The following is a 25,811-nucleotide window of genomic DNA, read 5'->3' as shown; positions in this document are numbered from 1 at the left end:
GCTTTCTCCTGCAGTTTAAACGAATATACGGTTGGCGCGCTCATATCACAATGCGCGGCCAGATAAAGCGCGCATTGCGACTGATCCCGATGGCACGCGATCAGGCAGCCGCACGCCACAGCGCAAAGCGGGCAAGCCGCTCTCCGGCCGGGACAATCGCATCGATCGCCCGCGCGGGCTGCAAGGCCCCGAGGATCGCCGGGTCACCTGCGTCCATCCCGCCGGTCAACGCGCCGAAAGCTGGCAGGATCAGGCGGTTTTCGCTCGCCACCGCGCAGGCTCGGGCGATCGACCGGCCTTTCACATGGACGCGCATCTTGGGATGGAAGTGACCTGAAATCTCGGCACCGGGCGCACCTTTTCGCGCAATATGGCGCAGCGAAAAACCGCCCACGGCAAGCTCGTCGACGATTGTTCCGCCGGGGGCGCGGGCATCCTCGTCGTGGTTTCCGGTGATCCAGACCCAGTCGGTGGCGCGGGTCAGGGCATCCAGCATGCCCGCTGCATGGGGCTCGAGCCGGTCGACTCCGCCCGAGTCGTGAAAGGAGTCGCCAAGGCAGAACACGCGCCGCGCACCTGTCTCGCGAAGGGCCCCTGCCAGCCTCTCGAGCGTCGCGCGGCTGTCATAAGGTGGGAGCATCTGGCCGTGGCGGGCAAAGAAGCTCGCCTTTTCGAGATGCAGATCGGCCACCAGCAGCGCGTTTTCCTCGGCCCAGAACAAGGCTCTGGACGCGCCCAGCCGAAACTCCTGATCTGCGAACGAAAAGGGAACCATGACTTCCCCTTGCCGGATGGCGTTTCCCTTGGCAAGTGCCGCTGCCATGACCGAAACGATCACGATCGACTGGACCGATCACACCGCCCGCGCCCGCGCCTGGTTCGAATCCCTGCGGGATCGCATCTGCGCCGCATTCGAAGCGATCGAGCGCGAAGCGGGCTCCGACGCCAGCTTCACCTTTACGCCGTGGAACCGTGAAGTCGATGGCGAAGCGGTCGAGAATGGCGGAGGCGGCGTCCAGGGCCTGATGAAGGGCAGGATCTTCGAGAAGGTCGGCGTGAACGTCTCGACCGTGCAGGGCGAATTCTCGAAGGAGTTTGCCGGCACGATCAACGGCGCAAGCGCGGAAACGCCCGGCTTCACCGCCACCGGCATCAGCCTGGTCGCGCACATGGCCAACCCGCATGTGCCCGCCGTCCATATGAACACGCGTTTCCTCACCACCAGCAAGGCCTGGTTCGGCGGCGGCGGCGATCTCAATCCACCGATCCCCTATGAAGAAGATACGGCGGACTTCCACGCGGAGTACAAGGCTGCGTGCGATGCCCACGATCCCGAATACTACCCGAAGTTCAAGAAGTGGGCGGACGACTACTTCTACATCCCGCACCGCAAGGTCCATCGCGGCGTCGGCGGGATTTTCTACGATCACCTCGAATGCGCCGACGACGCAGGCTTCGAGGCCAACTTCGCGTTCACCCGCGATGTGGGCGAGGCGTTCCTCGGTGTCTTTCCCAAGCTGGTCCGCCGCCGGCTGAACACGCCCTTCAACGACGCCGAAAAGCTCCAGCAGTTGCAGTATCGCGGCCGCTACGCCGAATTCAACCTCGTCTGGGACCGCGGCACGCTGTTCGGCCTCAAGACCGGCGGAAATATTGATGCGATCCTGATGAGCCTCCCGCCCGAAGCGATGTGGAGCTAAAATTATTCCCGCCAATTCGGCAAGAATTCGATTGTTGAATTATCGTTTCTCCCGCTACGTGTTGTGCACAGTTGGGGGGAATCATGGTTCGTAATGTATCGTTGACGCTGGCTTTTGCATTTCTGGCCTCGTGCGGCGGCGGGTCCGGAGATGGTGGCGCACCTGTGACTGTGCCAACCACGCCTGCGCCTTCGCCCGCTCCCACGCCGTCACCAACACCTTCGCCAAGCCCCACGCCGTCTCCAAGCCCAACGCCCACGCCCAGCCCCACGAGCAGCTCTTACCTGACATTCCAGCAACTCTCAGGTGATCGACAGTATCGTGCCGGCTGCACGGGTTTCAGAGGTGGAGGCGCAATGGGGGCCCCGTCGCCCCAATTTTCCGTCTTGTACGAATATTCTGCGCCTTTGACGTACTTTGAATCCAGCAGCACGTATAGGTTTTACCATGTGAATGCAGGTAAGACAGGCCCATACGTCTTCGGATCGTCCGATCTTGTGAGCAGGACTGATACCTCAGTCGACTACGATGCAGCTTTCGAAGACCACCGCGCTGTTCTTTCGATCGAAAATCCGTCTGCGCGGTTTCAATACAGTCGACGCCTGGTGCTCGCAGAAAAAGTAAAAAGTACGGCAAATGGCCACATTTACTGTGTTTTCGGGGTGCCTTCGCGGGATGACGATCCTCAGTTGGAAAGGGTGGCAACCTTTAGCCGGTTTGCAGTCAAGGGTCGCATTTATGATTACCGATCCGGCACGGTCGAGGCTTATGCGATTACCGACGCCGACGTCGATATGACCGTCGACCTCGACCAGCAGCAGATGATTTCAAACCTTACGGTTCGCGGCAAACGTTCTGACGGGAAAACCATCTCATTTGGGCCTCTTCGCTATACTGCAGGCCTAAGCGGTGCCGCGCCCAGTATGTATTTTAGTACTGACCTCGTGTTTGATAGTAATTCCCCGACTTCCAGCTCCGGATCCGGTGGTGCTTACGGCATATTTTTCGGTCCTGGGCGACGGGAATTCGGCTACGCATTCCGTTATCAACATGGACGCGGCGGAGTGTATGACCTGACTTTCGCCGGAACAGTAATGGGCGTGCGGTAATCTTCGGTCCAACCGTTGCGATTTAACAGGCGGTCGGCAATGAGCATCATATGATTTCGTCGTGTGGTTTAAAGTTGAGTGCCGGTTTGCATGCGGTTGGCAAAGACCAACTCGCCTGCGTCGTAACAGCGCTGGAAATGCTTGCTCCGCCAGAGGGACTGCGCCGACTGACGCCCGAGGGCGATGTGCCGGTCCAGCTTGTCCGCTGGAAGGACTGCGCGCCCGAGAAGTACCGCCTGCTCTACAAGCGCGTCGGTGCGCCGTGGTTGTGGTGGTCGCGGCTTGCGAAGAACGATGTCGAACTTTCCGATATCATTCACGATCCGCACGTGCAGGTGTTCGCCGTGGTCGACCGGGCCCGTGTCGAGGTAGGCATGCTCGAGCTGGATTTTCGGGTGGAAGGCGAGTGCGAGATTGCCTTCTTCGGTCTGATTCCCGGCGCGACCGGCAAGGGCCTTGGCAAGTGGCTGATGCGCCGCGCGCTGCAGATGGCGTGGGCTCCAGGCGTCGAACGGGTCTGGGTTCACACCTGCACGCTCGACGATCCGCGCGCGCCGGGCTTCTACCAGTCGCAGGGGTTCGTGCCCTATGCGCGCTATGTCGAGGTTTTCGCCGATCCGCGCCTTTCTGGCCTGTTGCCCGAAGGCAGCGGTACGGTTCCGATAATTCGCTGAGCCGGCAAATCATTCGAATTTACGCAGGTTTCCCCCTTGCCCTGCCTGCGCTTCTGCCTCCATCTAGGGGCAGATGCTCCGCCAGTACGAACTTGTCGAACGTGTTCTCGCCTATGATCCGCAAGCGGACGAGGCGATGCTCAACCGCGCTTACGTCTTTACCGTCCAGAAGCACGGAACGCAGAAGCGCGCCAGCGGGGACCCCTATTTCTCGCATCCGGTAGAGGTCGCGGGCCTGATGACCGAGTTGAAGCTCGATCAGGACACGATCATAACTGCGCTGCTCCACGATACGGTGGAGGATACGCTGACCACTATCGAGGACATCGAACGCCTGTTCGGCCCCGATGTGGCGCGGCTGGTCGACGGCGTGACCAAGCTCTCGAAGATCGAAACGATGAGCGAGAGCGAGCGCGCGGCCGAGAACCTGCGCAAGTTCCTGCTGGCGATGAGCGAGGACTTGCGCGTCCTGCTGGTCAAGCTGGCTGACCGCCTGCACAACATGCGCACGCTGCACTTCATCCGCAGCGAGGAAAAGCGCCGCCGGATCTCGCGCGAGACGATGGAGATCTACGCGCCGCTCGCCGAACGCGTGGGCATGTACGAATACATGCGCGAAATGCAGCTGCTCGCATTCGAGCAGATCGAGCCGGAAGCTTATTCGACGATCACCGGTCGCCTTGCGGCGATCCGTAGCGAAGAAGGCGCGCAAGTTGATTCCATCGCGCTCGAGATCAAGAAGGTGCTGGCCGAGGCCGGTTTGCGCGTCGAGGTTTCGGGCCGCGAGAAGCATCCCTATTCGATCTGGCGCAAGATGGCCGAGCGCCATGTCTCGTTCGAGCAGATCACGGACATCATGGCCTTCCGCGTGATCACCGAGGGGGAGGACGATTGCTACAAGGCGCTCGGCCTGCTGCACCGCGCGTGGCAGATGATCCCCGGCCGCTTCAAGGACTACATCTCCACCCCGAAGATGAACGGCTATCGTTCGCTGCACACTTCGCTGATCTATTCCAACGCGATGCGCGTCGAAGTTCAGATCAAGACCCGGCAGATGCACGAGCTCAACGAATACGGGCTTGCCGCGCACTGGTCCTACAAGCAGGGCGGCATCCAGCCCGATGCCCAGGTCGGCTGGCTCCGCGATCTGGTCGAAATTCTCGATGCGAGCCACGATGCCGAGGAACTGCTCGAGAACACGCGCATGGCGATCTACCAGGATCGCATCTTCGCGTTCACGCCCAAGGGCGCGCTGTTCCAGCTGCCCAAGGGCGCGACGCCGATCGACTTTGCCTTTGCCGTCCACACCAATCTCGGCGCGGCAGCAGTGGGTGCCAAGATCAATGGTCGCCACGTGCCGCTGCGCACGCCGCTCGGCAATGGTGATGTCGTCGAGATCATCAAGAGCCGCAATTCCGAACCACAGTTGTCGTGGCTGGGCTTCGTCGTGACGGGCAAGGCTCGCGCCGCGATCCGCCGCTTCGTCCGTCAGAAGGAGCGCGCCGAAGTCGCCGCAATCGGTCGCAAGCTCTACGAGGAGATCGTCGAGCGCCTTCCGACCAAGATCGGCAAAAAGGCGACCGCCGATGCGATCAAGCGACTCAAGCTTGGCACGGAGGAGGACTTCATGTTCGCCATCGGTTCGGCAAAGCTCGACGACCGGCAGGTGATGGAAGCACTCGTTCCCGGTAGCGCGGCGAATATCCCGGAGGAGAACTGGCCGCGCCAGCAGCGCGCGATCGCGGTGCGCGGGCTCACTCCCGGCATGGCGTTCAAACTTGCCGATTGCTGCCATCCGGTTCCGGGCGACCGCATCGTGGGTTTGCGACGCCCGGACAAGGGCGTGGAAGTGCACGCGATCGACTGCATGGCACTGGCCGACGGCGTCGATGCCGACTGGATCGACCTGTCCTGGGATGCGCGAACCGATGGCGCGATCGGGCGGCTGCGCGCCGAGCTCTACAATCGTCCCGGCACGCTTGCAGAAATGGCGGGCATCTTTGCCAAGAATCACGCCAACGTCGTCAATCTTGAGATGACTCAGCGCGAGAACCCGTTCCACACCTATGAAGTGGATCTCGAAGTCCGCGACCTCGCACATCTCACCCGTATCGTCAGCGCATTGCGCGCCAGCGATGCAGTGGCGCAGGCGGAACGAATCTAGAGCAGGGTAACGCTCACCGCTTGTTCGTTGAGAGTGGCGGTGCCGAAGATCGTGAGGAACGAGATATCGGCCGCGTCGCGCCCGACGCCAATGATCGCGGTGTGCGATGGATCGGCCATGCCTGTCGCGTCGACGAGGTGCCATGCGCCTGACAGCCAGACTTGTGCAAGCGCGTGGAAATCGGGCGGCGTAACATTTGGCGCGTAAGCGCTGACCAGTCGCGCCGGTATGCCAAGACCTCTCACCAATGTGACCAGCAGATGCGCATAGTCCCGGCACACTCCCTCGCGTGCGTGGAAGGTGTCGAGCGCGGTCGTCCCGGCATGGCTGGCGCCCGGTACGTAAGACAAGTGCCCGCCGATCCAGTCGCGCACTGCCAACACCGCAGGCCCCCCGGTCATTCCGCCGAACATGTCGACCACCGAGGCGTGCATGGTGTCCACGGGGCAATAGCGCGATGGCAGAAGATATTCGACGACCTCGGCCGGGAGTGACGGAAGAGGATCATCCGACAAGAACGCCAGATCCACAACCGGCCGATCGACCGTGACCTCGGCTTCGTAATGGATGAACAGGCGGTCGTTCGGCATCAACCACGCACGCTGCCCCACGCCGTCGTGCGCGGCGATCTGGATTGGCTCTGGCAACTCCGCTGCAGCAAGTGCCTCGCGCTGTATCGATTGGCCGGGCTCGTGCGCGACCGCGACTTGAAGCAAGACCGGTGCGGGTGATGTGAGGGCGTAGTCGAGAGTGGCGGAAATGGCGAGGCGCGTTGCGTTGGCGGACATGAGGCCTAAACTTGTAGCGCCCGGATTGGCTCCGTAGCGTCTGTGATAAATCGATGATTGATCCCGCGCCGCTAAGATCAAGCGCGTAGCAACCGAGGTGAAGGTGATCGAGGCCGCTATCGTTCAGCAGCGGCGGTAATGCGCGATGGCGGTAATGATCGGTCCGCGCAATCGCCTTGCTGGCGATAGAGTGGACAAGAGAGTGCATGAGCGGAGACGCCTGCTGGCGTCAGGTGCTGTCACCGGCGTCGATGAAGCCTGCGGCCGCATGCCGCGATATCCTTCCATGCTTCAGGGCCTCGGTCGCCACCATCAAGCGCTGGTTCATCCACGCATCGGGTAACCGACCATAGCGCCCTGCGCCGATGCCCCGCCTGACGATGCGCGCGGGATTTCCGGATACCACGCAGTCTCCGGGGACATCGCGCCGTACCACCGAGCCGGCCGCCACGATTACGCCGTCCCCAATTGTCACGCCTGGGCAGATCAGGGCCCCTGCGCCGATGAAACAGTTGCCGCCAATCGAAACCCGGGCGGTCGTCCCGTCCTCGCCAAGCGAGATGATCGTGGCGTTGAGGGCAATTGCAGTGGACGGCCCGACCCTGATCGATCCCCGCGTTGAACTGATGAACTGCGTGGTCAGCGAAAGATCCACATCCTCAGCAAAGCGTATTCCGAATCGTATGCGCAAACCTGCGCGCCTGACGCGAAGTGCAAGGTTCCGTATCCGCTCGAATTGTGAAAGCCGTCTCTGCGCCATAAGGGTTTCGTAAGATCCGCAGTTACCTTATGCAAAGCCCAATTGCGTGGACCTGCGTTTGGCGGTGGCATGGGGGCAAACCGTGAATCCTGAATCCGACATGAAAACGATCAAGCAGGTCAGATCGCCACGCCAGTGGCTCCAGCATGTCTTGCGCAAGCACTGGTGGCACATGGATATAGCCGACAGCTCGTGGATCGCGCCGACGGCATCGCTCGATCGCAACTGGCCACAGGGCATTCACGTGGGCGAAAACAGCGTGGTCGGGGAATGGGCCATCCTGCTGAGCCATGATCACACGCGCGGTCTCTATCGCGATACTGTGATCGGGGCGGGAAGCACTATCGGCGCACGGGCCATCATCATGCCTGGCGTGCGTGTGGGTAACGGCAGCCAGGTCGGGCAAGGGGCTGTCGTGACCCGGGACGTGCCCGATGGCGTGTATGTTGCGGGCAATCCCGCACGTGTCGTAACCTACTAGGTGCTCACTGATTGCGGTCTCTTTGACCTGTGCCACGAACTGGGGTATATCCCTTGCACGACATCGGAAGGCCGCGCTGCAACTGGGCGCTTGGGCCGCGTTTTGTCTTTGCGCAACTGTTGACGTTGCTTCTGAAACCTCCTAAGCGCCCCTTTCACTCTCGACCGGCAAGGTTCCGTGCGCACAAGGCTAATGTCTTGTCGATGCCCGAATTTTCCCGTCTTACGGGAGTGTTTTTAGCGATGAGATAGGGCGTGCGACGCGAGTCGTTCGTCCTGTGGAGCAAACGGAGAAGCAAGTGGCTCGTATTGCCGGGGTAAACATCCCCACCAACAAGCGCGTTATCATCGCGCTGACCTACATCCATGGTATCGGGGCTCACAAGGCCAAGCAGATCGCCGACAAGCTCGGAATTGATCATGCCCGTCGCGTGCAGGATCTCTCGGACGCCGAAGTGCTCCAGATCCGTGAAGCGATCGACGCCGATCACACCGTGGAAGGCGATCTTCGTCGCGAAGTGGCGATGAACATCAAGCGCCTGATGGACCTCGCCTGCTATCGTGGCCTGCGCCACCGCAAGGGCCTTCCGGTCCGCGGCCAGCGCACGCACACGAACGCCCGCACCCGCAAGGGCAAGGCCAAGCCGATCGCCGGCAAGAAGAAGTAAGACCCGAAAGGGCCTTCTTCCGTCCCAGTTTCTCGAGGATAGAAATCAATGGCACGCGAACCTCAGCGCATTAAGCGCCGCGAGCGCAAGAACATCACCAGCGGTGTTGCGCACGTAAACGCCAGCTTCAACAACACGATGATCACCATCACCGACGCCCAGGGCAACGCGATTTCGTGGTCCTCGGCCGGCATGATGGGCTTCAAGGGCAGCCGCAAGTCGACGCCGTACGCAGCGCAGGTCGCTGCTGACGACGCTGGCAAGAAGGCTGCCGAACACGGCGTCCGCACCCTCGAAGTCGAGGTCAAGGGCCCCGGTTCGGGTCGTGAAAGCGCCCTGCGCGCGCTTCAGGCGGTCGGCTTCACCATCACGGCAATCCGTGACGTGACCCCGATCCCGCACAACGGCGTTCGTCCGTCGAAGCGCCGTCGCGTCTGATCCTGCTACGGCAAGCGGGGTGCAGGTACCGGCACCCCGTCTGCCCAATATTTCGACCGGAGCCGGACATTCGCGTCCGGCAACCGGCAAAAGCCCGCACAAACCCCAGGGGAATTCCATGACTGTCAACATCAAGAACTGGCAGGAACTGAAGAAGCCCAACAATCTCGAGATCAAGTCGGGCAACGACTCCAAGCGCCGTGCGACTTTCGTCGCCGAACCGCTGGAACGTGGCTTTGGTCTCACCCTCGGAAACGCGCTGCGTCGCGTGCTCCTGTCGTCGCTCCAGGGCGCGGCCGTCACCTCGATCAAGATCGAGAACGTCCTTCACGAGTTCTCGTCGCTTGCCGGCGTTCGTGAAGACGTGACCGACATCGTCCTCAACGTGAAGCAGATCGCACTCAAGATGCAGGGCGAAGGCCCCAAGCGTCTGCAGCTTTCGGCAACCGGACCGGGCGAAGTCAAGGCTGGCGATATCGCCGTCACGGGCGACATCGAAGTCCTGAACAAGGATCTCGTGATCTGCAACCTTGATGAAGGTGCAACCTTCAACATGGAACTGACGGTCGACACCGGCAAGGGCTACGTCCCGGCCGTTGCCAACCGCCCGGTAGACGCGCCGATCGGTCTTATCCCGGTCGACTCGCTCTACTCGCCGGTGCGTCAGGTTTCCTACAAGGTCGACAACGCTCGCATCGGTCAGGAGCTTGACTACGACAAGCTTAACCTGACGGTCGAAACCGACGGCACCGTGACGCCTGAAGATGCCGTGGCCTATGCCGCACGCATCCTGCAGGACCAGCTTTCGCTGTTCGTCCACTTCGACGATCAGGTTCCGGTCGGCCACGTTCCCTCGGTCGCAGGTGTTGCTGCCCACGCACCCGAAGAGAGCGACGCCAACCAGCTCAACCGTTACCTGCTCAAGAAGGTCGACGAACTGGAGCTTTCGGTCCGCTCGGCCAACTGCCTCAAGAACGACAACATCATCTATATCGGCGATCTGGTTCAGAAGACCGAAGCAGAGATGCTGCGCACGCCGAACTTCGGCCGCAAGTCGCTCAACGAGATCAAGGAAGTTCTCTCCTCGATGGGTCTGCGCCTCGGCATGGACATCCCCGGCTGGCCGCCGGAGAACATCGAAGAGATGGCCAAGAAGCTCGAACAAGAGCTTCTGGGTTAAGCAAATTCGGGGCGTCCTTTGCGGGACGCCCTGTTTTCAGGGCGATTTGGCGGCAGCCCGTAACAGCCGCCTGGATCGGGGTACCTTGTACGGCCCCCCTACGAACTGAAGGAAATATTCATGCGTCATAAAATGGGCCAGCGTAAGCTCGGTCGTACTTCCGCTCACCGTATCGCGATGCTCCGCAACATGGCGGCCTCGCTGATCAAGCACGAGCAGATCACCACCACCACGCCGAAGGCGCGCGAACTGCGCCCTTACATCGAAAAGCTGATCACGCTGGGCAAGAAGGGCGGCCTTTCGAACCGTCGTCTCGCTCACGCCCGCCTGCTCGACGATGCGCAGCTCAACAAGCTGTTCAGCGTTCTGGCTGAGCGTTATGCCGATCGCAACGGTGGTTACACCCGCATCATCAAGGCCGGCTTCCGCTCGTCGGACGCCGCTCCGATCGCCGTGATCGAACTGGTTGACCGCGATACCTCGGCCAAGGGCCAGGATTCGGGCCCGGTCATGACCGCGGACGAGGACGAATACGAAGCCGCGTAATTCGCGCTTCGGTTCAACCGAATACATGACGGGTGGGGCTTCGGCTCCGCCCGTTTTGTTTTGGGGTGTTCGATTTGCGACGCTTGCTTGTGCGGCTATCCCGGCTAGTTTCCCATGCAACCGGAATGATTCAGCTGAAAGCCCTTCCATGTCATCGATCCGCACCATGTTCGCCGTATCGGCGGCTGCGCTTCTTGTCGCCCCCGCTGTCGCCCCTGCACAGGACCGCACGATGATCTATCCACCGACCGAACGCGGCCAGGTGGTCGACACCGTCTTTGGCGAGAAGGTCACCGATCCCTATCGCTGGCTTGAAGCCGACGTTCGCACGGATGCCAAGGTGGCCGCATGGGTTGACGCGCAAAGCAAGTTCACCGACGCCTACCTCAAAGCCCTGCCCGAGCGCGCCGCGTTCGAGAAGCGGCTGCGCAGCCTGTTCGATTTTGAGCGCGTCGGGCTGCCGGTCAAGCGGGGCGAGGCTCTGTTCTTCCGCCGCAACACGGGACTGCAAAACCAGTCTGTGCTTTTTGTGCGCAAGGCCGATGGCAGTGACGAGCCGCGCGTCCTGATCGATCCGAACCTTTGGGCGAAGGACGGCGCGACTGCTCTCGATGATTGGGAGCCTTCGCCTGATGGGTCGAAGGTTGCCTACAGCGTGCAGGATGGCGGCACCGACTGGCGCTCGGTCAAGGTGATCGACGTGGCGAGCGGGCAGGTGCTGTCGGACACGATCAGCCACGTGAAATTCTCGCGGCTGGCGTGGGCCGGCAACGACAACGTGATCTATTCGCGCTTTCCCGAGCCGCAGGCGGGCGCAGCTTTCCAGGAGGTCAGTTCCAATCAGTCGGTCTGGGCGCACAAGCTCGGCACCGCGCAGTCGCAGGATCGGCAGATCCATGCCACTGCGGACAATCCGCGTCTTTATCACGCAGCCGAAGTGACCCACGATCAGCGGTGGCTTGTCGTCTCCACCAGCACCGGGAGCGAGAAGGGCAATGCCGTGGGCGTGGCCGCGATTGGCAAGGGCGATTGGAGAGTCGTGCCGTTGATCGCGCCTCTTTCGGACGAATGGTCGCTGATTGACGGTGTGGGCGACAGGCTGTGGTTCGTCACCAGCAAGGATGCGCCGCGCAAGAAGGTCATGATGGTCGACTTGTCCGGCGCGCAGCCTGTCTTTTCGACAGTCGTGCCCGAAGACGCTGCAGTGCTCGATGGTGCCAGCATCGTTGGTGATCGGCTGGTCCTCAACTACCTGCGCGACGTGAAGGCCGAGCTTCGGCTGGCGACGCTCGACGGCAAGGCTGCGGGAATGCTCGCGCTGCCCGGTATCGGCAGCGTCGGCGGCGTGATGGGCGAGCCTGGTGATGCCGGGGGCCATTTCGTGTTCAGCGGCTTTACCCAGCCTGCGACAATCTATGCTTTCAACGCAGACGATGCGGCGTCGGCAAAGGTCTGGACCGCACCGAAGCTGACATTCGATCCCGCGCGGTTCGAAACGCGGCAGGTTTTCTACCCATCGAAGGACGGCACCAAAATTCCGATGTTCGTGGTGCGGCGCAAGGATCTGACCGGACCGGCACCGACGATCCTCTACGGGTATGGCGGCTTCAACATCTCGATTCTGCCCGGCTTCTCCGCCGCGCGCATGGCATGGCTTGATGCGGGCGGTGCCTTTGCCGTGGCGAATATTCGCGGCGGCGGCGAATATGGCGAAGCCTGGCATCTGGGCGGCAAGGGTGCGACCAAACAGAACGTGTTCGATGATTTCATCGCTGCGGGCGAATGGCTCAAGGCCAATGGCGTGACCGCAAAGGACGGACTGGCGGTCGAGGGCGGCTCGAATGGCGGGTTGCTGGTCGGAGCGGTCGTCAACCAGCGGCCCGACCTGATCGCGGCGGCGCACCCCGCTGTCGGCGTGATGGACATGCTGCGCTTCGATCGCTTTACCGCAGGGCGCGAATGGGTCTTCGACTACGGCTTTCCCGAGAAGGAAGCCGACTGGCGCCTCCTGCGGTCCTATTCGCCCTATCACAACGTGACCTCGGGCAAGGACTATCCGGCCATTCTGGTGACGACGGCAGATACCGATGACCGCGTCGTGCCGGGGCACAGCTTCAAGTATGCCGCCGCCTTGCAGGCAGCGAAGATCGGGGCGAAGCCGCACTTGATCCGCATCGAGACGCGGGCAGGGCATGGCGCTGGCACGCCGGTTTCGAAGATGATCGAGGAGTCGGCTGACGTCTATGCCTTCCTCGCGCACTGGACCGGGCTGAAGCCTGCGGACTGACCTTCAATTCATCTCGCCACGATGCCGCCTGAGGTGCTAAAGCACTGGCGATAATGACGTGGGAGAAGGATCTGGTCGGGCGGCGCGCTGCGAGCGCGTGTGCCGTGCTGTCGCTGCTGCTGGCGACCGTGCCGTTGCGCGGCGAAAGTGCAGCCGATGGCGTGGGCGCTGCGGTTCCGACCGGCAGCGGGGGCAAGATCACGCCGCCAAGCCGTCTGGTCCTGCCCAAGGGCGCTTATCCTGCCACACGCAACGATGGGCTGGTCGAGCAGGCCTTTGGCGAGCGCGTGGCCGATCCCTTCCGCTGGCTCGAGGCCGATTTGCGGAAGGACGTGCAGGTTGCCGGATGGGTCGCAAGGCAAAGCGCGCTGACTTCGCAGTATCTTGCTCGGCTTCCGGGGCGCGAGGCGTTTGCCGCGCGCATTCGCGGCCTGTTCGATTTCGAACGGTACGGCCTGCCGCGCAAGGCCGGACGCCTTTACTTCTATACGCGCAACTCCGGCCTGCAGAACCAGTCGGCGCTGTGGGTGCGCAAGGGCGTGGACGGCGATCAGCGCCTGCTGCTCGATCCGAACAGCTGGAGCGCTGACGGATCGCTGGCACTGGCACAGTGGGAGCCAAGCCCGAGCGGGCGCTATCTCGCCTTTGCAGAGCAGGAAGCGGGCAGCGACTGGCGGCGGATGCGCGTGGTCGAGGTCGGCAGCGGTCGCGTGCTGGATGACCGGATCGACTGGGCGAACGATACAGAGATCGCGTGGGTGGGCGACGAGGGCTTCCTCTATTCGCGCTTTCCCGCTCCGGCTGCGGACGAGGATCCTCGCGCGCCGCGTTACAACAAGGCCGTGTGGTTCCATCGCACCGGGACGCCGCAGAATCAGGATGTCCTGGTTCATGCGACGCCCGACCATCCTGAGTGGAGCCACAAGGCACAGGTGACCAGCGACGGGCGCTGGGCGGTGATCGTCAGCGAGGCCGGCACCGACAAGCGCAATGCGGTGCATCTGATCCAGCTGGGTCGGCGCGGTGCCGATCGGTGGAAGGCCGACGTGCTTGTGCCCGACATTTCCGACCACTGGCGACTGGTGGCGGGAAGTGAGGATCGCTTGTGGTTCCTGACCGACCGTGGCGCTGCGAATTTTCATCTGGTGACGATCGATCTTGCCCGTGTCTCGGAAGGCTGGCGCGTGGTCGTGCCCGAGCGGCTGAACACGCTCGAAGGGGCACGCATGATCGGCGACAGGTTTCTTCTGTCGTACCTCAAGGATGGGCAAAGCGTGGCGGTAATGACCGATCGCAAGGGCCGTCCGGGCAAGGCGATCACGCTCAACGGGATCGGCACGGCCAGCGGCTTTGGCGGAAAGCCGGGCGATTACGAGACGTTCTACCAGTTCAGCAGCTTTGCGACGCCGCCTGCGGTCTATCGCATGGACTTGCGCACCGGCGAGATCACGCCCTTCGCCGTGCCACGCATGTCTTTCGACCCGGCCACTTACGAGGTGGAACAGCGGCAATTCACCTCGCGCGACGGGACGAAGGTGCCGATGTATGTCGTGCGCAAACGCGATCTGGCGCGAAACGGCAAACCGCTGCCGACCCTGCTCTATGGCTATGGCGGTTTCGACATCGCGCTGACGCCCGCCTATTCGCCCGTGCGCATGGCATGGCTCGAGGCGGGAGGGGCCTTCGCGCTCGCCAACATTCGCGGCGGTGGCGAATTCGGGCGCAGTTGGCACGATGCCGGGCGCGGGGCCAACAAGCAGAACAGCTTCGACGATTTCATCGCCGCGGGCGAATACCTGATCCGTGAGGGCATCGCCGCAAAGGGCGCGCTTGCCATACAGGGCGCATCGAATGGGGGATTGCTGGTCGGCGCGGTGGTAAACCAGCGGCCCGATCTGTTCGCCGCCGCCAACCCCGATGTCGGCGTGATGGACATGCTGCGGTTTGACCGCTTCACTTCCGGGCGCTTTTGGGTGGACGATTACGGACACCCCGATCGTGAGGCCGACTGGCGGACGCTGCGGGCCTATTCGCCCTATCACAACATCGCGGGCGGCAGGCCTTATCCCGCGATTCTCGTCACTACTGCCGACAACGACGATCGCGTGGTCCCCGCACACAGCTTCAAGTACGTGGCGGCATTGCAGGCAGCGGAGATCGGCAACAAGCCGCACCTGCTGCGAGTGGAGAGGCGTGCGGGACACGGCGCGGGCAAGCCGGTGGATAAGGTGATCGACACAGGTGCCGATGTCCTTGCGTTTCTCGCCTACTGGACCGGCCTTCCGTCCGGCAGCTAAAGTCGTTCAGGTAATCGGCCTTATTTATGAACAATCGCTGTCATGGCGGTTCAGCGTGATCTCACCGCGAATCAGGCAGATCATCACTCATGGCAGGGAAATCGCCCTGCCGATGAAATGAAGGATCGGACCATGAAGACAATCTCCAAGGCCCTGGTCGGAACTGCCGCCGCCGCAGCGGTCGCGGTGTCTTCGGCCACTCCGGCAATCGCGCGCGACCATCGCGGCGGCATCGACGGTGGCGACATCGTGGCGGGCGCGCTGGTGATCGGCGGCATTGCTGCCATCGCCGCAGCCGCCAGCAACAGCAACGACCGTTACGATCGCTACGGCTATGGCGACGACAACTGGCGCGGGCGCGATGGCTGGAACAACGATCGTTATCGCGACAACTACTACGGCCGCGGCAATCCGCGGGGCGCAATCGAGCAGTGCGTCAATGTCGCCGAACGCACCGCAGCCCGTTACAGCTATGGCCGCGCCGATGTGACCGACGTGCGCGATGTTCGCCCGACCCGCTGGGGTTACGAGGTACGCGGCCGGATCGCGGTGAATTCGAACGGGCGTGATTGGCGCCAGGGCGACCGCTATTACGGGCGCGGCTGGAATGGCGATTATCGCGGATGGAACAGTTCGCTTCGGGGCTACGACGCAGGCTCGTTCAAGTGCAAGGTCGAACGTGGTCGTGTGGTCGATATCGACTACAGCGGAATCCGCGGTCTGTGATTAGGGGACGGGCGGTTCAGGCATCGGAAAGCCTGTGCCGCCTAGTCCATATGGAATGACGGGGTCTCGGCGGGCGCATCGCCCGCGCGGGCCGGCGAGGGGTCAATTTTATGGCGCGCAAGTTTGCAAAGGGCGCAATGGCGCTGGCCGGCATGGCAACGGTCATGCTGCCGCTGGCAGGTGAAGCGCAGGCTCGTCCCGGTTGGGGTGGGGGAGGCCGTCATTGGCATCGCGATCGCGGGATCGACGGTGGCGACGTACTTGCAGGTCTTTTGATTTTTGGTGGTATTGCTGCCATCGCCAGCGCGGCGAGCAAATCGAACGATCGCCGCAACGACGATGATCGCTACCGGCCCGACCCGGTGCCGAACGACACTTATCGCCAGGATGACTGGCGTTATAACGGCAGCAATACCGATACGCGTCCTTACGAGGGGCAGCCCGGTTCCAGTCGCGTGGCGACGCGGGGTCTTGACGAGGCCGTCAACCGCTGCGTCGATGAAGCATCGGCAAAGGGCGAAGTGGACGAGGTCTACGATGCAACGCGCGCCGGAGATGGCTACCGCGTATCCGGCACGCTGCGCAACGGCGACAGATTTTCCTGCGACGTCAGCGCGCAGGGCGGCGTTCTGCTTGACCTGAGACGCGGCAACTTCTGATTGAACGGCTGTTCGGGGCCAGCAATTCTTTTGCTGGTCCCTTGCAGCCGCCGCGCGCGCTGACTATCGGCTAGGGAAAGCTTCTTTTGAAGGATTCACCGGCCCATGACCACTTTCGATGATCGCGAAAAGGCCTTCGAGGCAAAGTTCGCCCGTGACGAGGAAATGCTGTTCCGCGTACATGCGCGCCGCAACCGGCTGCTCGGCACCTGGGCGGCAGAGCGCATGGGGCTCGATGCCGCTGAAACCGAAGCCTATGCCAAGTCGGTCGTACAGGCCGATTTCGAGGAAGCGGGCGACGAGGACATGATCCGCAAGATTCTCGGCGACCTGACGTCTGCCGGCGTCGACATCGACGAAGGCGAGATCCGCCTTGCCATGGACGCCAAGTCGGTCGAGGCGCGCCGCCAGTTGATGGGCGAAGCCTGATGGCGATGCCTGCGGCCGAGATCGAGGCCATGATCCGCGCCGCCTTGCCTGATGCCCAGATCGAGATCACCGATCTTGCGGGCGATGGCGACCACTATTCGGCAAGGGTCATATCGTCTGCCTTCGTTGGCCTGCCTCGCGTCAAGCAGCACAAGCTGGTCTATGATTCGCTCGGCGGGCGCATGGGCGGCGTGCTTCACGCCTTGCAACTGACCACCGCCGTTCCCAATTGAGAGCGGCGTGAAAGGAATAGATCCCCGATGTCCAGCACCACCGAAGAACGCCTTACCGAAATCGTCAACGGCAACGATGTCGTCCTGTTCATGAAGGGCACGCCGCTGTTTCCGCAGTGCGGCTTTTCGAGCAAGGCCGTGGCGATCCTCGAACACCTTGGCGTGGAGTATTCCAGCGTCGATGTCCTTCAGGACATGGAAATCCGCAGCGGCATCAAGGCCTTTTCGGATTGGCCGACGATCCCGCAGCTTTACGTGAAGGGTGAATTCGTCGGCGGATCGGACATCATGATGGAGATGTTCCAGGCTGGCGAACTGCAGCAGATGATGGACGAGGCCGGCGTCAAGGCCGCCTGATCCACCAAACCAGTGCAAGACGGGCGCGGGCGGCATCGAGCCGGTCGCGCCTTTTTTGCGCCTGTCGCCTGTCCGGCCTGTTGCTTGCGGGAAGTCCCGGGAGAGGCGGAGCCAAGGAGACCGGGGGGACTGGCTCCGCCTCGAGAAGAAGCTACTCTTCGGGACACGGATGACTATGCAGGGGTCGTGCCAAACTTCCGGACCGGCCATTTTTCAAGGGTTTTCTGGATATCAGGGTTTTGCCCTGAGCGGTGATTGTAAAAGAGGCCGACACAAATTGGCCGCTTGGCAAGCCTCGTCCGCCACGACATCATGGGTCGGTAATGGAAACGCATGATCTGGAACTCGACAGCCTTGCGGCGCGCACTGTCCCGGCGGCAACCGTCGTCATCTTTCGCCACGATCCGGCAGGCGGGCCTGCGCAGCTCCTCATGGTCGAGCGCAACGCCAGCCTCGCCTTTGCCGGTGGGGCTACCGTTTTTCCGGGAGGCAAGATCGATCCGGCCGACATCAAACTCGCCGCAAAGCTGGAAGGTGACGCGCCTGACATGGCAGCGCGCGTGGCCGCCGTCCGCGAAACGCTCGAGGAAACGGGCCTGGTCATCGGTATCGAAGGCAAAGTTGACGGCGTGATTGCTGCCGAGGCGCGCAGGATGCTCGTTTCGGGTGGCGATCTTGCGCCCGTCCTCGATACATTTGGCTGGACGCTTGCTCCCCACCAACTTGTGCCGTTCGCGCGCTGGTGGCCGCGTCACCGGACTGAAAGAATATTCGACACCCGCTTCTATCTGGCCAATCTCGGGACCGGGGCGGTCGACATTGCCGTGGACGCGACCGAGAACCGGCATCTGTTCTGGGCGAGCGCGACAGAAGCGCTCGACCTTGCCAGGCAGCAGAAGATCAAGGTGATCTTTCCGACCCGGCGCAACCTTGAGCGCCTCGCACAGTTCGATGCATTCGCGGACGCCCGTGCCCATGCCGAAGTCACGCCCGTTGGCACGATCAGCCCGTTCATCGAGGAGCGAGAGGGCAAGCGGTGGCTGATGATACCCGACGGACTGGGCTACCCCATTCGAGGTGAACCGCTCGACAGCGCTCAGCGCGGCTAGGAACATCACCTAGGGCAGGGTTGATGCCGGTTTCACAATTGCGGGGCAGGGTAGCCGATGAGGTGACCCCATGTCCGGTTCGCAAGCCCTGTCCGTCAAGATGCCCGCCCCCGCGACGAACCCCAGCCGCCGCGTCCCGCGTGAAGCTGAGGGGGTCGATGTGCCGGTGCCATCGCCGGTCCATGGTTTGCAGGGGCAGCTCGAGCGACTTCAGGATGTGGTGCCGGAGGGCCGATCGGTTGATCCGGTGGTGGTGCCCAAGGCGCCGGGCTGGGTCAGGCTTGCCACCCCGATTGCACTTTCGATCACACTCTGGTCGGCGATTTTCTGGATTGTAGGGCTCTTCCGTTGACGGAGCGTGCCGTAACGATTTTTTGACGGTTAAGGGCTAGATCGGTGTTCATGCGTAGTCCTCTCGACAAATTGACCCCCGGTCAGATCACCCGCCTCGGGAGCTGCGTCGCGGTTGCGACGGCTATCGGGCTTGGTTACGGATATGTCAGCGATGCGATGGAGCCGGTTCACGCCGGTCTCGGATCGTTTGTTCTGGCCTGCAGCCTTCTGCTGGCAGCGCCGAAGCAGCGGGCCACCGAATTGCTCGGGGCTGTCACCGTCTGGATGTGCTTCGCCGAATTTCTTTCGACGATGGAAAGCGGCCGTTTTGCCTTCTGGCGCCTGGGTGTGGCCGTAGCGGCGCTTGGTTGCGTGATGGCGGTGATCCGCGTCCAGCATTTGCGCGATCTCGCGCGGCGTTCACCCGATACGCAGCTTGGAGATCTAGATCGCCGGACGATCGGGGGCATCGGCGTGGTCCCGCGGACGAACGCACAGCTATCGCAAATGCGCCACGAGGAAGCCTGACCACTTCGCTTGAGCGCAAAAGGCTGAGCGACGCATTGTAAGGCGCGAGGCGGGGCCTATGCTCCGGGGGGACCGAAAGGAACTCTATGCGCCTGCCATCATCCTTTTATGCTTTTGTCGCTGCGGCATCAGCCGCGCTGCCTGCCCAAGCTGCCGAAAAGCAGGAGGCGTTGACGCTTCTGCGACCCGACGCGGTGTTCGACGGCGAGGCGGCCATGCTGCACAAGGGCTGGTCGGTCCTGGTGCGAGGCAATCGCATCGAGGCCGCAGGGCCCGACCTCAAGTCGCCGCCGGAGGCCTCCGTGATCGATTTGCCCGGCACGACCTTGATGCCGGGGTTGATCGAGGGGCATTCGCACCTCTTCCTGCATCCCTACAACGAGACATCCTGGGACGACCAGGTCCTGCATGAACCATTGGCCCTCCGGACCGCGCGTGCGACCGTCCACGCGCGTATCACGCTGATGGCAGGGTTCACCACTGTACGCGACCTCGGCACCGAGGGCGCCGGATATGCCGATGTCGGCCTCAAGCAGGCGATCGAGCAGGGGATCGTACCGGGGCCCCGCATGCTGGTTGCGACGCGCGCGATCGTCGCGCCTGGCGCTTATGGGCCGCGCGGGTTCGAGCCGGGGGTGGTTACGCCGTTGGGAGCCGAGGAAGCGGGAGGACCGGACCTTGTAAACGTCGTACGGCGCCAGATCGCGGGCGGTGCGGATGTAATCAAGCTTTATGCCGATTATCGCTGGGGCCCAGGCGAACCGAGTCGGCCGACCTTTTCCGAAGCAGAGATGAAGGCTGCGGTCGAGGCGGCGCATAGTGCGGGGCGCGAAGTTGTTGCCCATGCCAGTACGGCCGAGGGTATGCGCCGCGCCACGGCGGCGGGCGTCGACACCATCGAGCACGGCGATGAAGGAACACCCGAGGTCTTCTCTGCGATGAAGGCCAAGGGCGTGGGATTTTGCCCGACCCTGGCGGCAGGCGATGCTGTCGCTCGCTACCGGGGCTGGGATGGCAGCGCGCCCGTTCCACCCGGCGTGCAGGAAGGCTTCGATGCCTTGACGAAGGCACGCAAAGCCGGGGTGGCGATCTGCATGGGCGGCGATGTCGGCGTCTACGCCCATGGCGACAACGCCCGTGAGGCCGAATTAATGGTCAAGGCAGGGATGTCGGCCGCAGATGTCGCGATCGCGGCGACTTCGGGCAATGCACGGATGTTTGGCCTGGGCGACCGGCTGGGCAAAGTGCGGCCCGGCCTTCTGGCGGACTTGATCGCGGTTGAAGGCAATCCGCTGTCTGACATATCGGCGATCCGCAAGGTCACGCTCGTGATGAAGGACGGCATCCTCTGGAAAGGCCCGGTAACCCGCTGAAAATGTCCTTTTCATCGGGCGCAGTCACAGCGTATGATCCGTTTCGGTCCTGTTGCTTCCAAACAGGGCATGCAGCCTCCAGGGGGGTAGCTGATGGCCATTCGGTGCAGGGACGTCGACCGGCTTGCGGCAAGCAGGCTGCTGGTGCGTCTGAATCTAGCCTCCTCTCCCGAAGTCATCGAAATCGTCGGGCAGGAGTTTGCCGCTCACCGCGAGACGACGGCGACCGGCCTTGTCGCGCGCGTTCATCAACGCATCGTGGACGTGTTGGAGCGATGCTCGATCGAGCTTCTTTCGTCGCGCTCCACAAGCGGCGAATGGGCTGAGGGCTTTGCCTGCGCGGAACAAGCCATAGCGGAGCTTGAGCCTGAGGAACTGTTGGACGAAGCGCCCGACATGCAGCTCTCGAAAGGTCAGATGCTGCGCTACTTGATCCGCTCCGCGCGCAAATCGGACAGCGCGCGCGATTAGGCGCTTGGGCCGGGGCGCGGTTCAGCCAGCAAGACATCGCCAAGGGCGGCACGATCGGCACAGTCTGCCGTTCCTTGCACGCGGTCCTGCAGCGCGCGGTAATGTGCAAGAACCCCTTGGCCGGTTGCTGTTACCCTTGCACCGCCTTTTGCGCTTCCGGGCGAGGTTTCGACCAGTGGTTCGCGCCAGCAGCGGTTCATGGTGTCGACCAGCAGCCATGCACGGCGATAGCTCATGCCCATCGCCCGCGCTGCGGCCGAGATCGAACCTTCGCGGGCAATGGCGTCGAGCAGATCGGCCTTGCCCGGACCCATCGCGATCTCGTCGCCGCAATAGAGCTGGATCTTGAGTTTGAGATGTTGCATCGCGCTGCACGGTATCGGGCAGCAGGCTGATCTTGCAACTTGTTTCCCCTGCAACTAGGCCGAGGCATGATCGCAACCGTCGAACCTTTCCACGCCATCGCCGTAAGCCGCATCGCCCACGATCTCGAGGCCGGGGGACGCAGCATCATTCACATGGAATTCGGTCAGCCCTCAACCGGTGCTCCTGCGCGCGCGATCGCGCTGGCGCACGAAGTGCTCGACAACGAGGCCATGGGATACTGGGAAAGCGTGCCACTCAAGAGCCGCATCGCGCAAAGCTATGCCGAGAATTACGGGGTGGAGATCGGCGCCGAGCAGGTAATCCTCACCTGCGGCGCGTCTCCGGCTTTCGTGATGGCGCTTTCGTGCCTGTTTGCGCCCGGAGCGCGGATTGCCCTCGCGCGGCCAGGTTACGTTGCCTATCGCAACACGCTCAAGGCGATGTACCTCGAGCCGGTCGAGATGGCGTGCGGGCCATCCGAGCGGTTTCAGGTTACGGCGGCAGCTCTTGACGCCCTTGATCCCGTGCCCGACGGTCTGATCGTGGCCAGTCCGGCAAATCCCACCGGGACGATCATCGATCCTGCGGAATTGGCCGCGATCGCCGAAGTCTGCCGCCGCAAGGGCATCCGCGTGATCTCTGACGAGATATACCATGGGCTGAGCTACGGCGAACGCGCCGCTTCCATGCTGGAGCACTTGCCCGAAGCAATCGTCGTAAACTCGTTCTCGAAGTACTTCAGCATGGCCGGGTGGCGGCTGGGATGGCTGGTTGTCCCGCCCGACCTGATCGGCGCGGCGCGGGCGCGTATGGGCAACCTGTTCCTGACGCCGCCGGTGCTTGCGCAAAAGGCGGGGCTGACGGCTTTCGAATGCCGCGACGAGCTTGACGGCCATGTCGGGACTTACGCGCGCAACCGGGCCATCCTGCTCGAAGCACTGCCGCGAATAGGCCTCGGGCGCATCGCGCCGCCGGACGGGGCCTTCTACATCTATGCCGACGCCAGCGAGTTCACTGAGGACAGCCTGGCGTTCTGCGAACAGTTGCTACGCGACACCGGGGTCTGCACCGCACCCGGGATCGATTTCGATCCGGTAGACGGACGGCGCTTCATCCGCTTCAGCTTCGCAGTATCCACGCCCCTGATCGAGGAAGCGGTACGCCGGATCGAGCCATGGTTCGCCGCGCGGCGCGTTCAGACGGCGGCAGTCCCTGCATCTGTTTAATCGGTCGATTGAAATTCATTGCCGTACCTGCTGTAAGGGCGTTCCCTTGATCGGCGACCGTGCCGAACGTGCAGAGGCTTTGAATGCGGGTTCTCGATAATACGCCGGTCATTGTCGGTGCAGGACAGTTCGTCGAGCGGATAGATGCGCCCGATTACCAGGGACTTTCGTTCGCCGATCTGGCTGCCAGGGCAGCGGCGGCGGCAATTGTGGATGCCCATGCTGCATTGCCCCTCGCACCTCTGATCGATGCCGTCGGTGCAATCCGTACCTTCGAGGAATCGGGGGCGATGAAGGTGCCTTTCGGACGCGCCGACAAGATGCCGCTTGCAGTCGCGCGTCGTCTTGGCATCCGGCCCAGGGTTGCCATCCTGGAAAAGGTCGGTGGGCAATCGCCGCTCATGCTGCTGGCGGATCTCGGCGCGCGCATCGCCTCGGGCGAGAGCGTGGCGGCGCTGGCCTTCGGTTCGGAAGCCATATCCACCGTGCGCCACCTGACTGCGAATGGCATCGAGCGGAACTGGGCCGAGCATGACGACGCCGATGCGCTTGGCTGCCAATGGATAGATCGGGGCCTGGGATTCAAGGGCACGCTTTCTCCCCTCAGCATCGCGCATGGAATTCATTCGGCGGTCATCGCTTATGCGCTGTGCGAGAACGCGCGTCGTGCCCGTACCGTTCTGTCGCGTGAGGACTATGCCCTGAGCATGGGGCAACTGTTCGCGCCGTTTTCGAAAGTCGCGGCGACCAACCCCTATAGTGCGGCGCAGGGCAGGGCTTTGAGTGCCGAGGAAATTGCCCGTCCCGGTGAACGCAACCGAATGATTGCCGATCCCTACCCGCTGCGGCTGGTATCGCGCGACCAGGTCAACCAGTCCGCGGCAATCCTGCTGATGTCCGCAGGTGCCGCCCGCAAGGCAGGCGTACCGCAAGACCGATGGGTCTTTCTTCACGGCGCTGCTCTCGCAAACGAACGTGAAATCCTCGATCGGCCCGACATCGGCGGCTACCCCGCCTGCAACGCGGCCATCGCAGCGGCATTTGCGGCGGCGGGCAAGAGCGCGGACGACATGGCGCTGTTCGACTTCTATTCCTGCTTTCCCGCGCCGGTCTTCAATGCTGCCGTGGATGGCTTGAGCCTTTCGCCCGATGATCCGCGCGGGCTAACGGTGACTGGCGGCCTGCCCTACTTCGGCGGAGCAGGTAACAACTATTCCACGCATGCCATCGCCACGATGGCCGAGCGACTTCGCGCAGCCCCGGGCACGTTCGGCCTGGTCGGCCTCAACGGTGGATACCAATCGAAGTACGGGGCGGCCGTGCTTTCGACCGCACCGAGCGAGTGGCCGGGATGCGAGACGGACACCGTGCAGACGGCACTGGATCAGGCGCCCAAAGCGATCATCGAGGACCGCCCGGAGGGCAGGGGCCGGATCGGAACCTATACGGTGAGCTATGCCAGGGGCGTGCCGGAGCAGGCCATCGTTATCGGCGAGATGAATGGCGGCGCGCGGTTCATTGCGGCGAGCCGCGATCGGCAGACGGTCACAGAAATGCTTGCGCACGATCCGCTCGGTCGCGAAGTTGCGGTGCAGGCAGGCGAGACTAGCAATGCGTTCGAACTGGTCGGGAGGGCGGGACAGTGAGTGACCCTGGCAAGCCCCGAATGCTCGAAGGCATCCGCGTCGTCGATCTGACCTCGGTCGTTTTCGGACCCTACGCCACTCAGGTGCTCGCCGATCTTGGCGCGGACGTGATCAAGGTCGAAGCGCCCGGAACGGGCGATGCCTTTCGTTGGTCTGCGAAGCCGGCGGTTTCGCCGGGCATGGCACCAGCCTTCATGGCGCTGAACCGCGGCAAGAAATCGGTGAGTCTCGACCTGAAGGCGGAGGTTGACCGGGCGGTGATGATCGATCTTCTGCGCGAAGCCGACGTCTTCATCGTCAACGTGCGCGGCCGCGCGCTGGAAAAGCTGGGGCTTGATCACGATAGCCTGACCGCGATCAATCCGACGCTGATCTACGTGCATTGCGTCGGCTTTGGGCAGGACGGCCCATATGCCGATCTGCAGGCGTACGATGATGTCGTGCAGGCTGCCACGGGCACGACGACGCTCCTGTCGCGCGTCGATGGCGATCCACGTCCGCGCTATCTGCCCTCGCTCGTTGCCGACAAGGCTGCGGGGCTGCATGCCGCCTACGCCACGCTGGCAGCCATCGTTCACAAGCTGCGGACGGGCGAGGGCCAGCACGTGGAAGTTCCGCTGTTCGAGACTTTCGCCAGTTTCATGCTGATCGAGCACCTCGGCGGTCTGACCTTCGATCCGCCCAATGGACCGGCGGGCTATCATCGCCAGATCGATCCCGACCGTCAGCCATTTCCGACCGCTGATGGCCATGTGAGCATCGTTGCCTATACCGACGATGCATGGGTGCGCCTGTTTGCGCTGCTCGACCATCCAGAATTCCTCGAGCAGGATCATCTCGCGACTCCTCGCGACCGCTATCTCGGGCAGGCGGAACTGTACCAGGCCGTGGCACGGTTCACGCCAGCGCTGACAACCGCCGAAATCGTGGCGCGATGCCACGCGGCACAGATTCCGGCACAACCGGTGCGCGATCTGAATGATGTTGCCGCAGATCCGCATCTGGTGGCGACCGGTTTTTTCCGCAGGCGGGAACATCCCGTCGAGGGCGCATATCTCGAACAGGCCGCACCGGTGAAGTTCGGCGCGTTGCCTGAATCGGCAGGACTGATGCCACCATTGCCAGGACAGGACAGCGCGGCCGTGCGTGCGCGGCTATGGGCGGCATTTTCGGCAGGCCGGAGCGATGATGAACGCGATTGATGACTTTCCTGTCGGTAAAATGTCACCAAAAATTCATTTATGAAGTATATATTTCAAAGACT

The 25,811-nt window shown here is 62.6% G+C and carries 27 protein-coding genes and 1 pseudogene; 24 read left to right on the top strand and 4 right to left on the bottom strand.

Features of this window, described 5'->3' with window-relative positions; genetic code table 11:
- Positions 1–100: 100 nt before the first annotated feature.
- Positions 101–775 carry a ligase-associated DNA damage response endonuclease PdeM gene (pdeM, locus tag AC2A04_RS03755; RefSeq protein ID WP_484210973.1) on the bottom strand — a complete coding sequence of 225 codons (675 nt, stop codon included), beginning with the start codon at positions 773–775 and terminating at the stop codon, positions 101–103.
- Positions 776–821: 46 nt separating this feature from the next.
- On the opposite strand from pdeM, the gene hemF reads away from it, so the two are divergent.
- From hemF to AC2A04_RS03735, 4 genes are all read left to right on the top strand, one after another.
- Positions 822–1,700 carry an oxygen-dependent coproporphyrinogen oxidase gene (gene hemF / locus AC2A04_RS03750; RefSeq protein ID WP_484210972.1) on the top strand — a complete coding sequence of 293 codons (879 nt, stop codon included), beginning with the start codon at positions 822–824 and terminating at the stop codon, positions 1,698–1,700.
- Between the two features lie 497 nt (positions 1,701–2,197).
- Entirely contained in the window at positions 2,198–2,809 is a 612-nt protein-coding gene (locus AC2A04_RS03745) for a hypothetical protein (protein WP_484210971.1), read from the top strand.
- Positions 2,810–2,859: 50 nt separating this feature from the next.
- Positions 2,860–3,483, top strand: a complete 624-nt coding sequence (locus AC2A04_RS03740; RefSeq protein WP_484210970.1) for a GNAT family N-acetyltransferase — start codon at positions 2,860–2,862, stop codon at positions 3,481–3,483.
- A gap of 73 nt (positions 3,484–3,556) precedes the next feature.
- Complete coding sequence (locus AC2A04_RS03735; RefSeq protein WP_484210969.1) at positions 3,557–5,647, top strand: RelA/SpoT family protein; 2,091 nt, start codon at positions 3,557–3,559, stop codon at positions 5,645–5,647.
- Here the strand turns inward: AC2A04_RS03735 and AC2A04_RS03730 are convergent.
- Entirely contained in the window at positions 5,644–6,435 is a 792-nt protein-coding gene (locus AC2A04_RS03730; protein WP_484210968.1) for a transglutaminase-like domain-containing protein, read from the bottom strand. The two genes, AC2A04_RS03735 and AC2A04_RS03730, sit on opposite strands and share 4 nt — an antisense overlap.
- A 229-nt stretch (positions 6,436–6,664) precedes the next feature.
- A complete protein-coding gene (locus AC2A04_RS03725; protein ID WP_484210967.1) occupies positions 6,665–7,090 on the bottom strand; it encodes a DapH/DapD/GlmU-related protein in 426 nt (141 codons plus the stop codon).
- 421 nt (positions 7,091–7,511) lie between these two features.
- Here AC2A04_RS03725 and AC2A04_RS03720 point away from each other — a divergent pair.
- The 17 genes and pseudogenes from AC2A04_RS03720 to AC2A04_RS03640 all read left to right on the top strand — a co-directional run.
- Positions 7,512–7,667, top strand: a pseudogene (locus AC2A04_RS03720) (DapH/DapD/GlmU-related protein); the annotation flags it as partial.
- A gap of 307 nt (positions 7,668–7,974) precedes the next feature.
- Entirely contained in the window at positions 7,975–8,343 is a 369-nt protein-coding gene (rpsM, locus tag AC2A04_RS03715) for a 30S ribosomal protein S13 (RefSeq protein ID WP_292625769.1), read from the top strand.
- Between the two features lie 48 nt (positions 8,344–8,391).
- A complete protein-coding gene (gene rpsK / locus AC2A04_RS03710; RefSeq protein WP_008065643.1) occupies positions 8,392–8,781 on the top strand; it encodes a 30S ribosomal protein S11 in 390 nt (129 codons plus the stop codon).
- A 118-nt stretch (positions 8,782–8,899) separates the two neighbouring features.
- Positions 8,900–9,961 (top strand): DNA-directed RNA polymerase subunit alpha, encoded by a 1,062-nt coding sequence (locus AC2A04_RS03705; protein ID WP_484210966.1) that lies wholly within the window; start codon positions 8,900–8,902, stop codon positions 9,959–9,961.
- Positions 9,962–10,081: 120 nt separating this feature from the next.
- Positions 10,082–10,507, top strand: coding sequence for a 50S ribosomal protein L17 (gene rplQ, locus AC2A04_RS03700; RefSeq protein ID WP_484210965.1), 426 nt, complete (start codon positions 10,082–10,084; stop codon positions 10,505–10,507).
- A 148-nt stretch (positions 10,508–10,655) separates the two neighbouring features.
- A complete protein-coding gene (locus AC2A04_RS03695) occupies positions 10,656–12,794 on the top strand; it encodes a prolyl oligopeptidase family serine peptidase (RefSeq protein WP_484210964.1) in 2,139 nt (712 codons plus the stop codon).
- 53 nt (positions 12,795–12,847) lie between these two features.
- Positions 12,848–15,091 carry a prolyl oligopeptidase family serine peptidase gene (locus AC2A04_RS03690; protein ID WP_484210963.1) on the top strand — a complete coding sequence of 748 codons (2,244 nt, stop codon included), beginning with the start codon at positions 12,848–12,850 and terminating at the stop codon, positions 15,089–15,091.
- A gap of 132 nt (positions 15,092–15,223) precedes the next feature.
- Positions 15,224–15,817: a hypothetical protein gene (locus AC2A04_RS03685; protein WP_484210962.1), complete on the top strand. Its 594-nt coding sequence runs from the start codon at positions 15,224–15,226 to the stop codon at positions 15,815–15,817.
- A 110-nt stretch (positions 15,818–15,927) separates the two neighbouring features.
- Positions 15,928–16,476 (top strand): hypothetical protein, encoded by a 549-nt coding sequence (locus AC2A04_RS03680; RefSeq protein WP_484210961.1) that lies wholly within the window; start codon positions 15,928–15,930, stop codon positions 16,474–16,476.
- Between the two features lie 105 nt (positions 16,477–16,581).
- Positions 16,582–16,905, top strand: coding sequence for a DUF1476 domain-containing protein (locus tag AC2A04_RS03675; RefSeq protein WP_484210960.1), 324 nt, complete (start codon positions 16,582–16,584; stop codon positions 16,903–16,905).
- Positions 16,905–17,138 carry a BolA family protein gene (locus AC2A04_RS03670; protein WP_484210959.1) on the top strand — a complete coding sequence of 78 codons (234 nt, stop codon included), beginning with the start codon at positions 16,905–16,907 and terminating at the stop codon, positions 17,136–17,138. Before AC2A04_RS03675 ends, AC2A04_RS03670 begins: the two co-directional genes overlap by 1 nt.
- Positions 17,139–17,165: 27 nt before the next feature.
- Positions 17,166–17,495 carry a Grx4 family monothiol glutaredoxin gene (grxD, locus tag AC2A04_RS03665; RefSeq protein ID WP_484210958.1) on the top strand — a complete coding sequence of 110 codons (330 nt, stop codon included), beginning with the start codon at positions 17,166–17,168 and terminating at the stop codon, positions 17,493–17,495.
- A gap of 323 nt (positions 17,496–17,818) precedes the next feature.
- Positions 17,819–18,604, top strand: coding sequence for an NUDIX domain-containing protein (locus tag AC2A04_RS03660; RefSeq protein WP_484210957.1), 786 nt, complete (start codon positions 17,819–17,821; stop codon positions 18,602–18,604).
- A gap of 70 nt (positions 18,605–18,674) precedes the next feature.
- Entirely contained in the window at positions 18,675–18,956 is a 282-nt protein-coding gene (locus tag AC2A04_RS03655; protein WP_484210956.1) for a hypothetical protein, read from the top strand.
- Between the two features lie 50 nt (positions 18,957–19,006).
- Complete coding sequence (locus tag AC2A04_RS03650; RefSeq protein WP_484210955.1) at positions 19,007–19,465, top strand: hypothetical protein; 459 nt, start codon at positions 19,007–19,009, stop codon at positions 19,463–19,465.
- 86 nt (positions 19,466–19,551) lie between these two features.
- Positions 19,552–20,838, top strand: coding sequence for a metal-dependent hydrolase family protein (locus tag AC2A04_RS03645; protein WP_484210954.1), 1,287 nt, complete (start codon positions 19,552–19,554; stop codon positions 20,836–20,838).
- 144 nt (positions 20,839–20,982) lie between these two features.
- Positions 20,983–21,309: a hypothetical protein gene (locus AC2A04_RS03640; protein ID WP_484210953.1), complete on the top strand. Its 327-nt coding sequence runs from the start codon at positions 20,983–20,985 to the stop codon at positions 21,307–21,309.
- Here the strand turns inward: AC2A04_RS03640 and AC2A04_RS03635 are convergent.
- Entirely contained in the window at positions 21,306–21,674 is a 369-nt protein-coding gene (locus AC2A04_RS03635) for a winged helix-turn-helix domain-containing protein (RefSeq protein ID WP_484210952.1), read from the bottom strand. The two genes, AC2A04_RS03640 and AC2A04_RS03635, sit on opposite strands and share 4 nt — an antisense overlap.
- Positions 21,675–21,740: 66 nt before the next feature.
- Here AC2A04_RS03635 and AC2A04_RS03630 point away from each other — a divergent pair, with 66 nt between their 5' ends.
- From AC2A04_RS03630 to AC2A04_RS03620, 3 genes are all read left to right on the top strand, one after another.
- On the top strand, positions 21,741–22,901 hold the full coding sequence (locus AC2A04_RS03630; RefSeq protein WP_484210951.1) for an aminotransferase class I/II-fold pyridoxal phosphate-dependent enzyme: 1,161 nt from the start codon (positions 21,741–21,743) through the stop codon (positions 22,899–22,901).
- Positions 22,902–22,984: 83 nt separating this feature from the next.
- Positions 22,985–24,547, top strand: coding sequence for an acetyl-CoA acetyltransferase (locus AC2A04_RS03625; protein ID WP_484210950.1), 1,563 nt, complete (start codon positions 22,985–22,987; stop codon positions 24,545–24,547).
- Positions 24,544–25,749, top strand: coding sequence for a CaiB/BaiF CoA transferase family protein (locus AC2A04_RS03620; RefSeq protein ID WP_484210949.1), 1,206 nt, complete (start codon positions 24,544–24,546; stop codon positions 25,747–25,749). The genes AC2A04_RS03625 and AC2A04_RS03620 overlap by 4 nt, the downstream gene beginning before the upstream one ends.
- Positions 25,750–25,811: the final 62 nt, after the last annotated feature.

It is taken from the genome of Novosphingobium sp. HNCC26DJ243 (assembly GCF_057180545.1).
The sequence above is the reverse complement of the archived record's forward strand: the minus strand, read 5'-3'. Positions and strand labels throughout refer to the sequence as shown.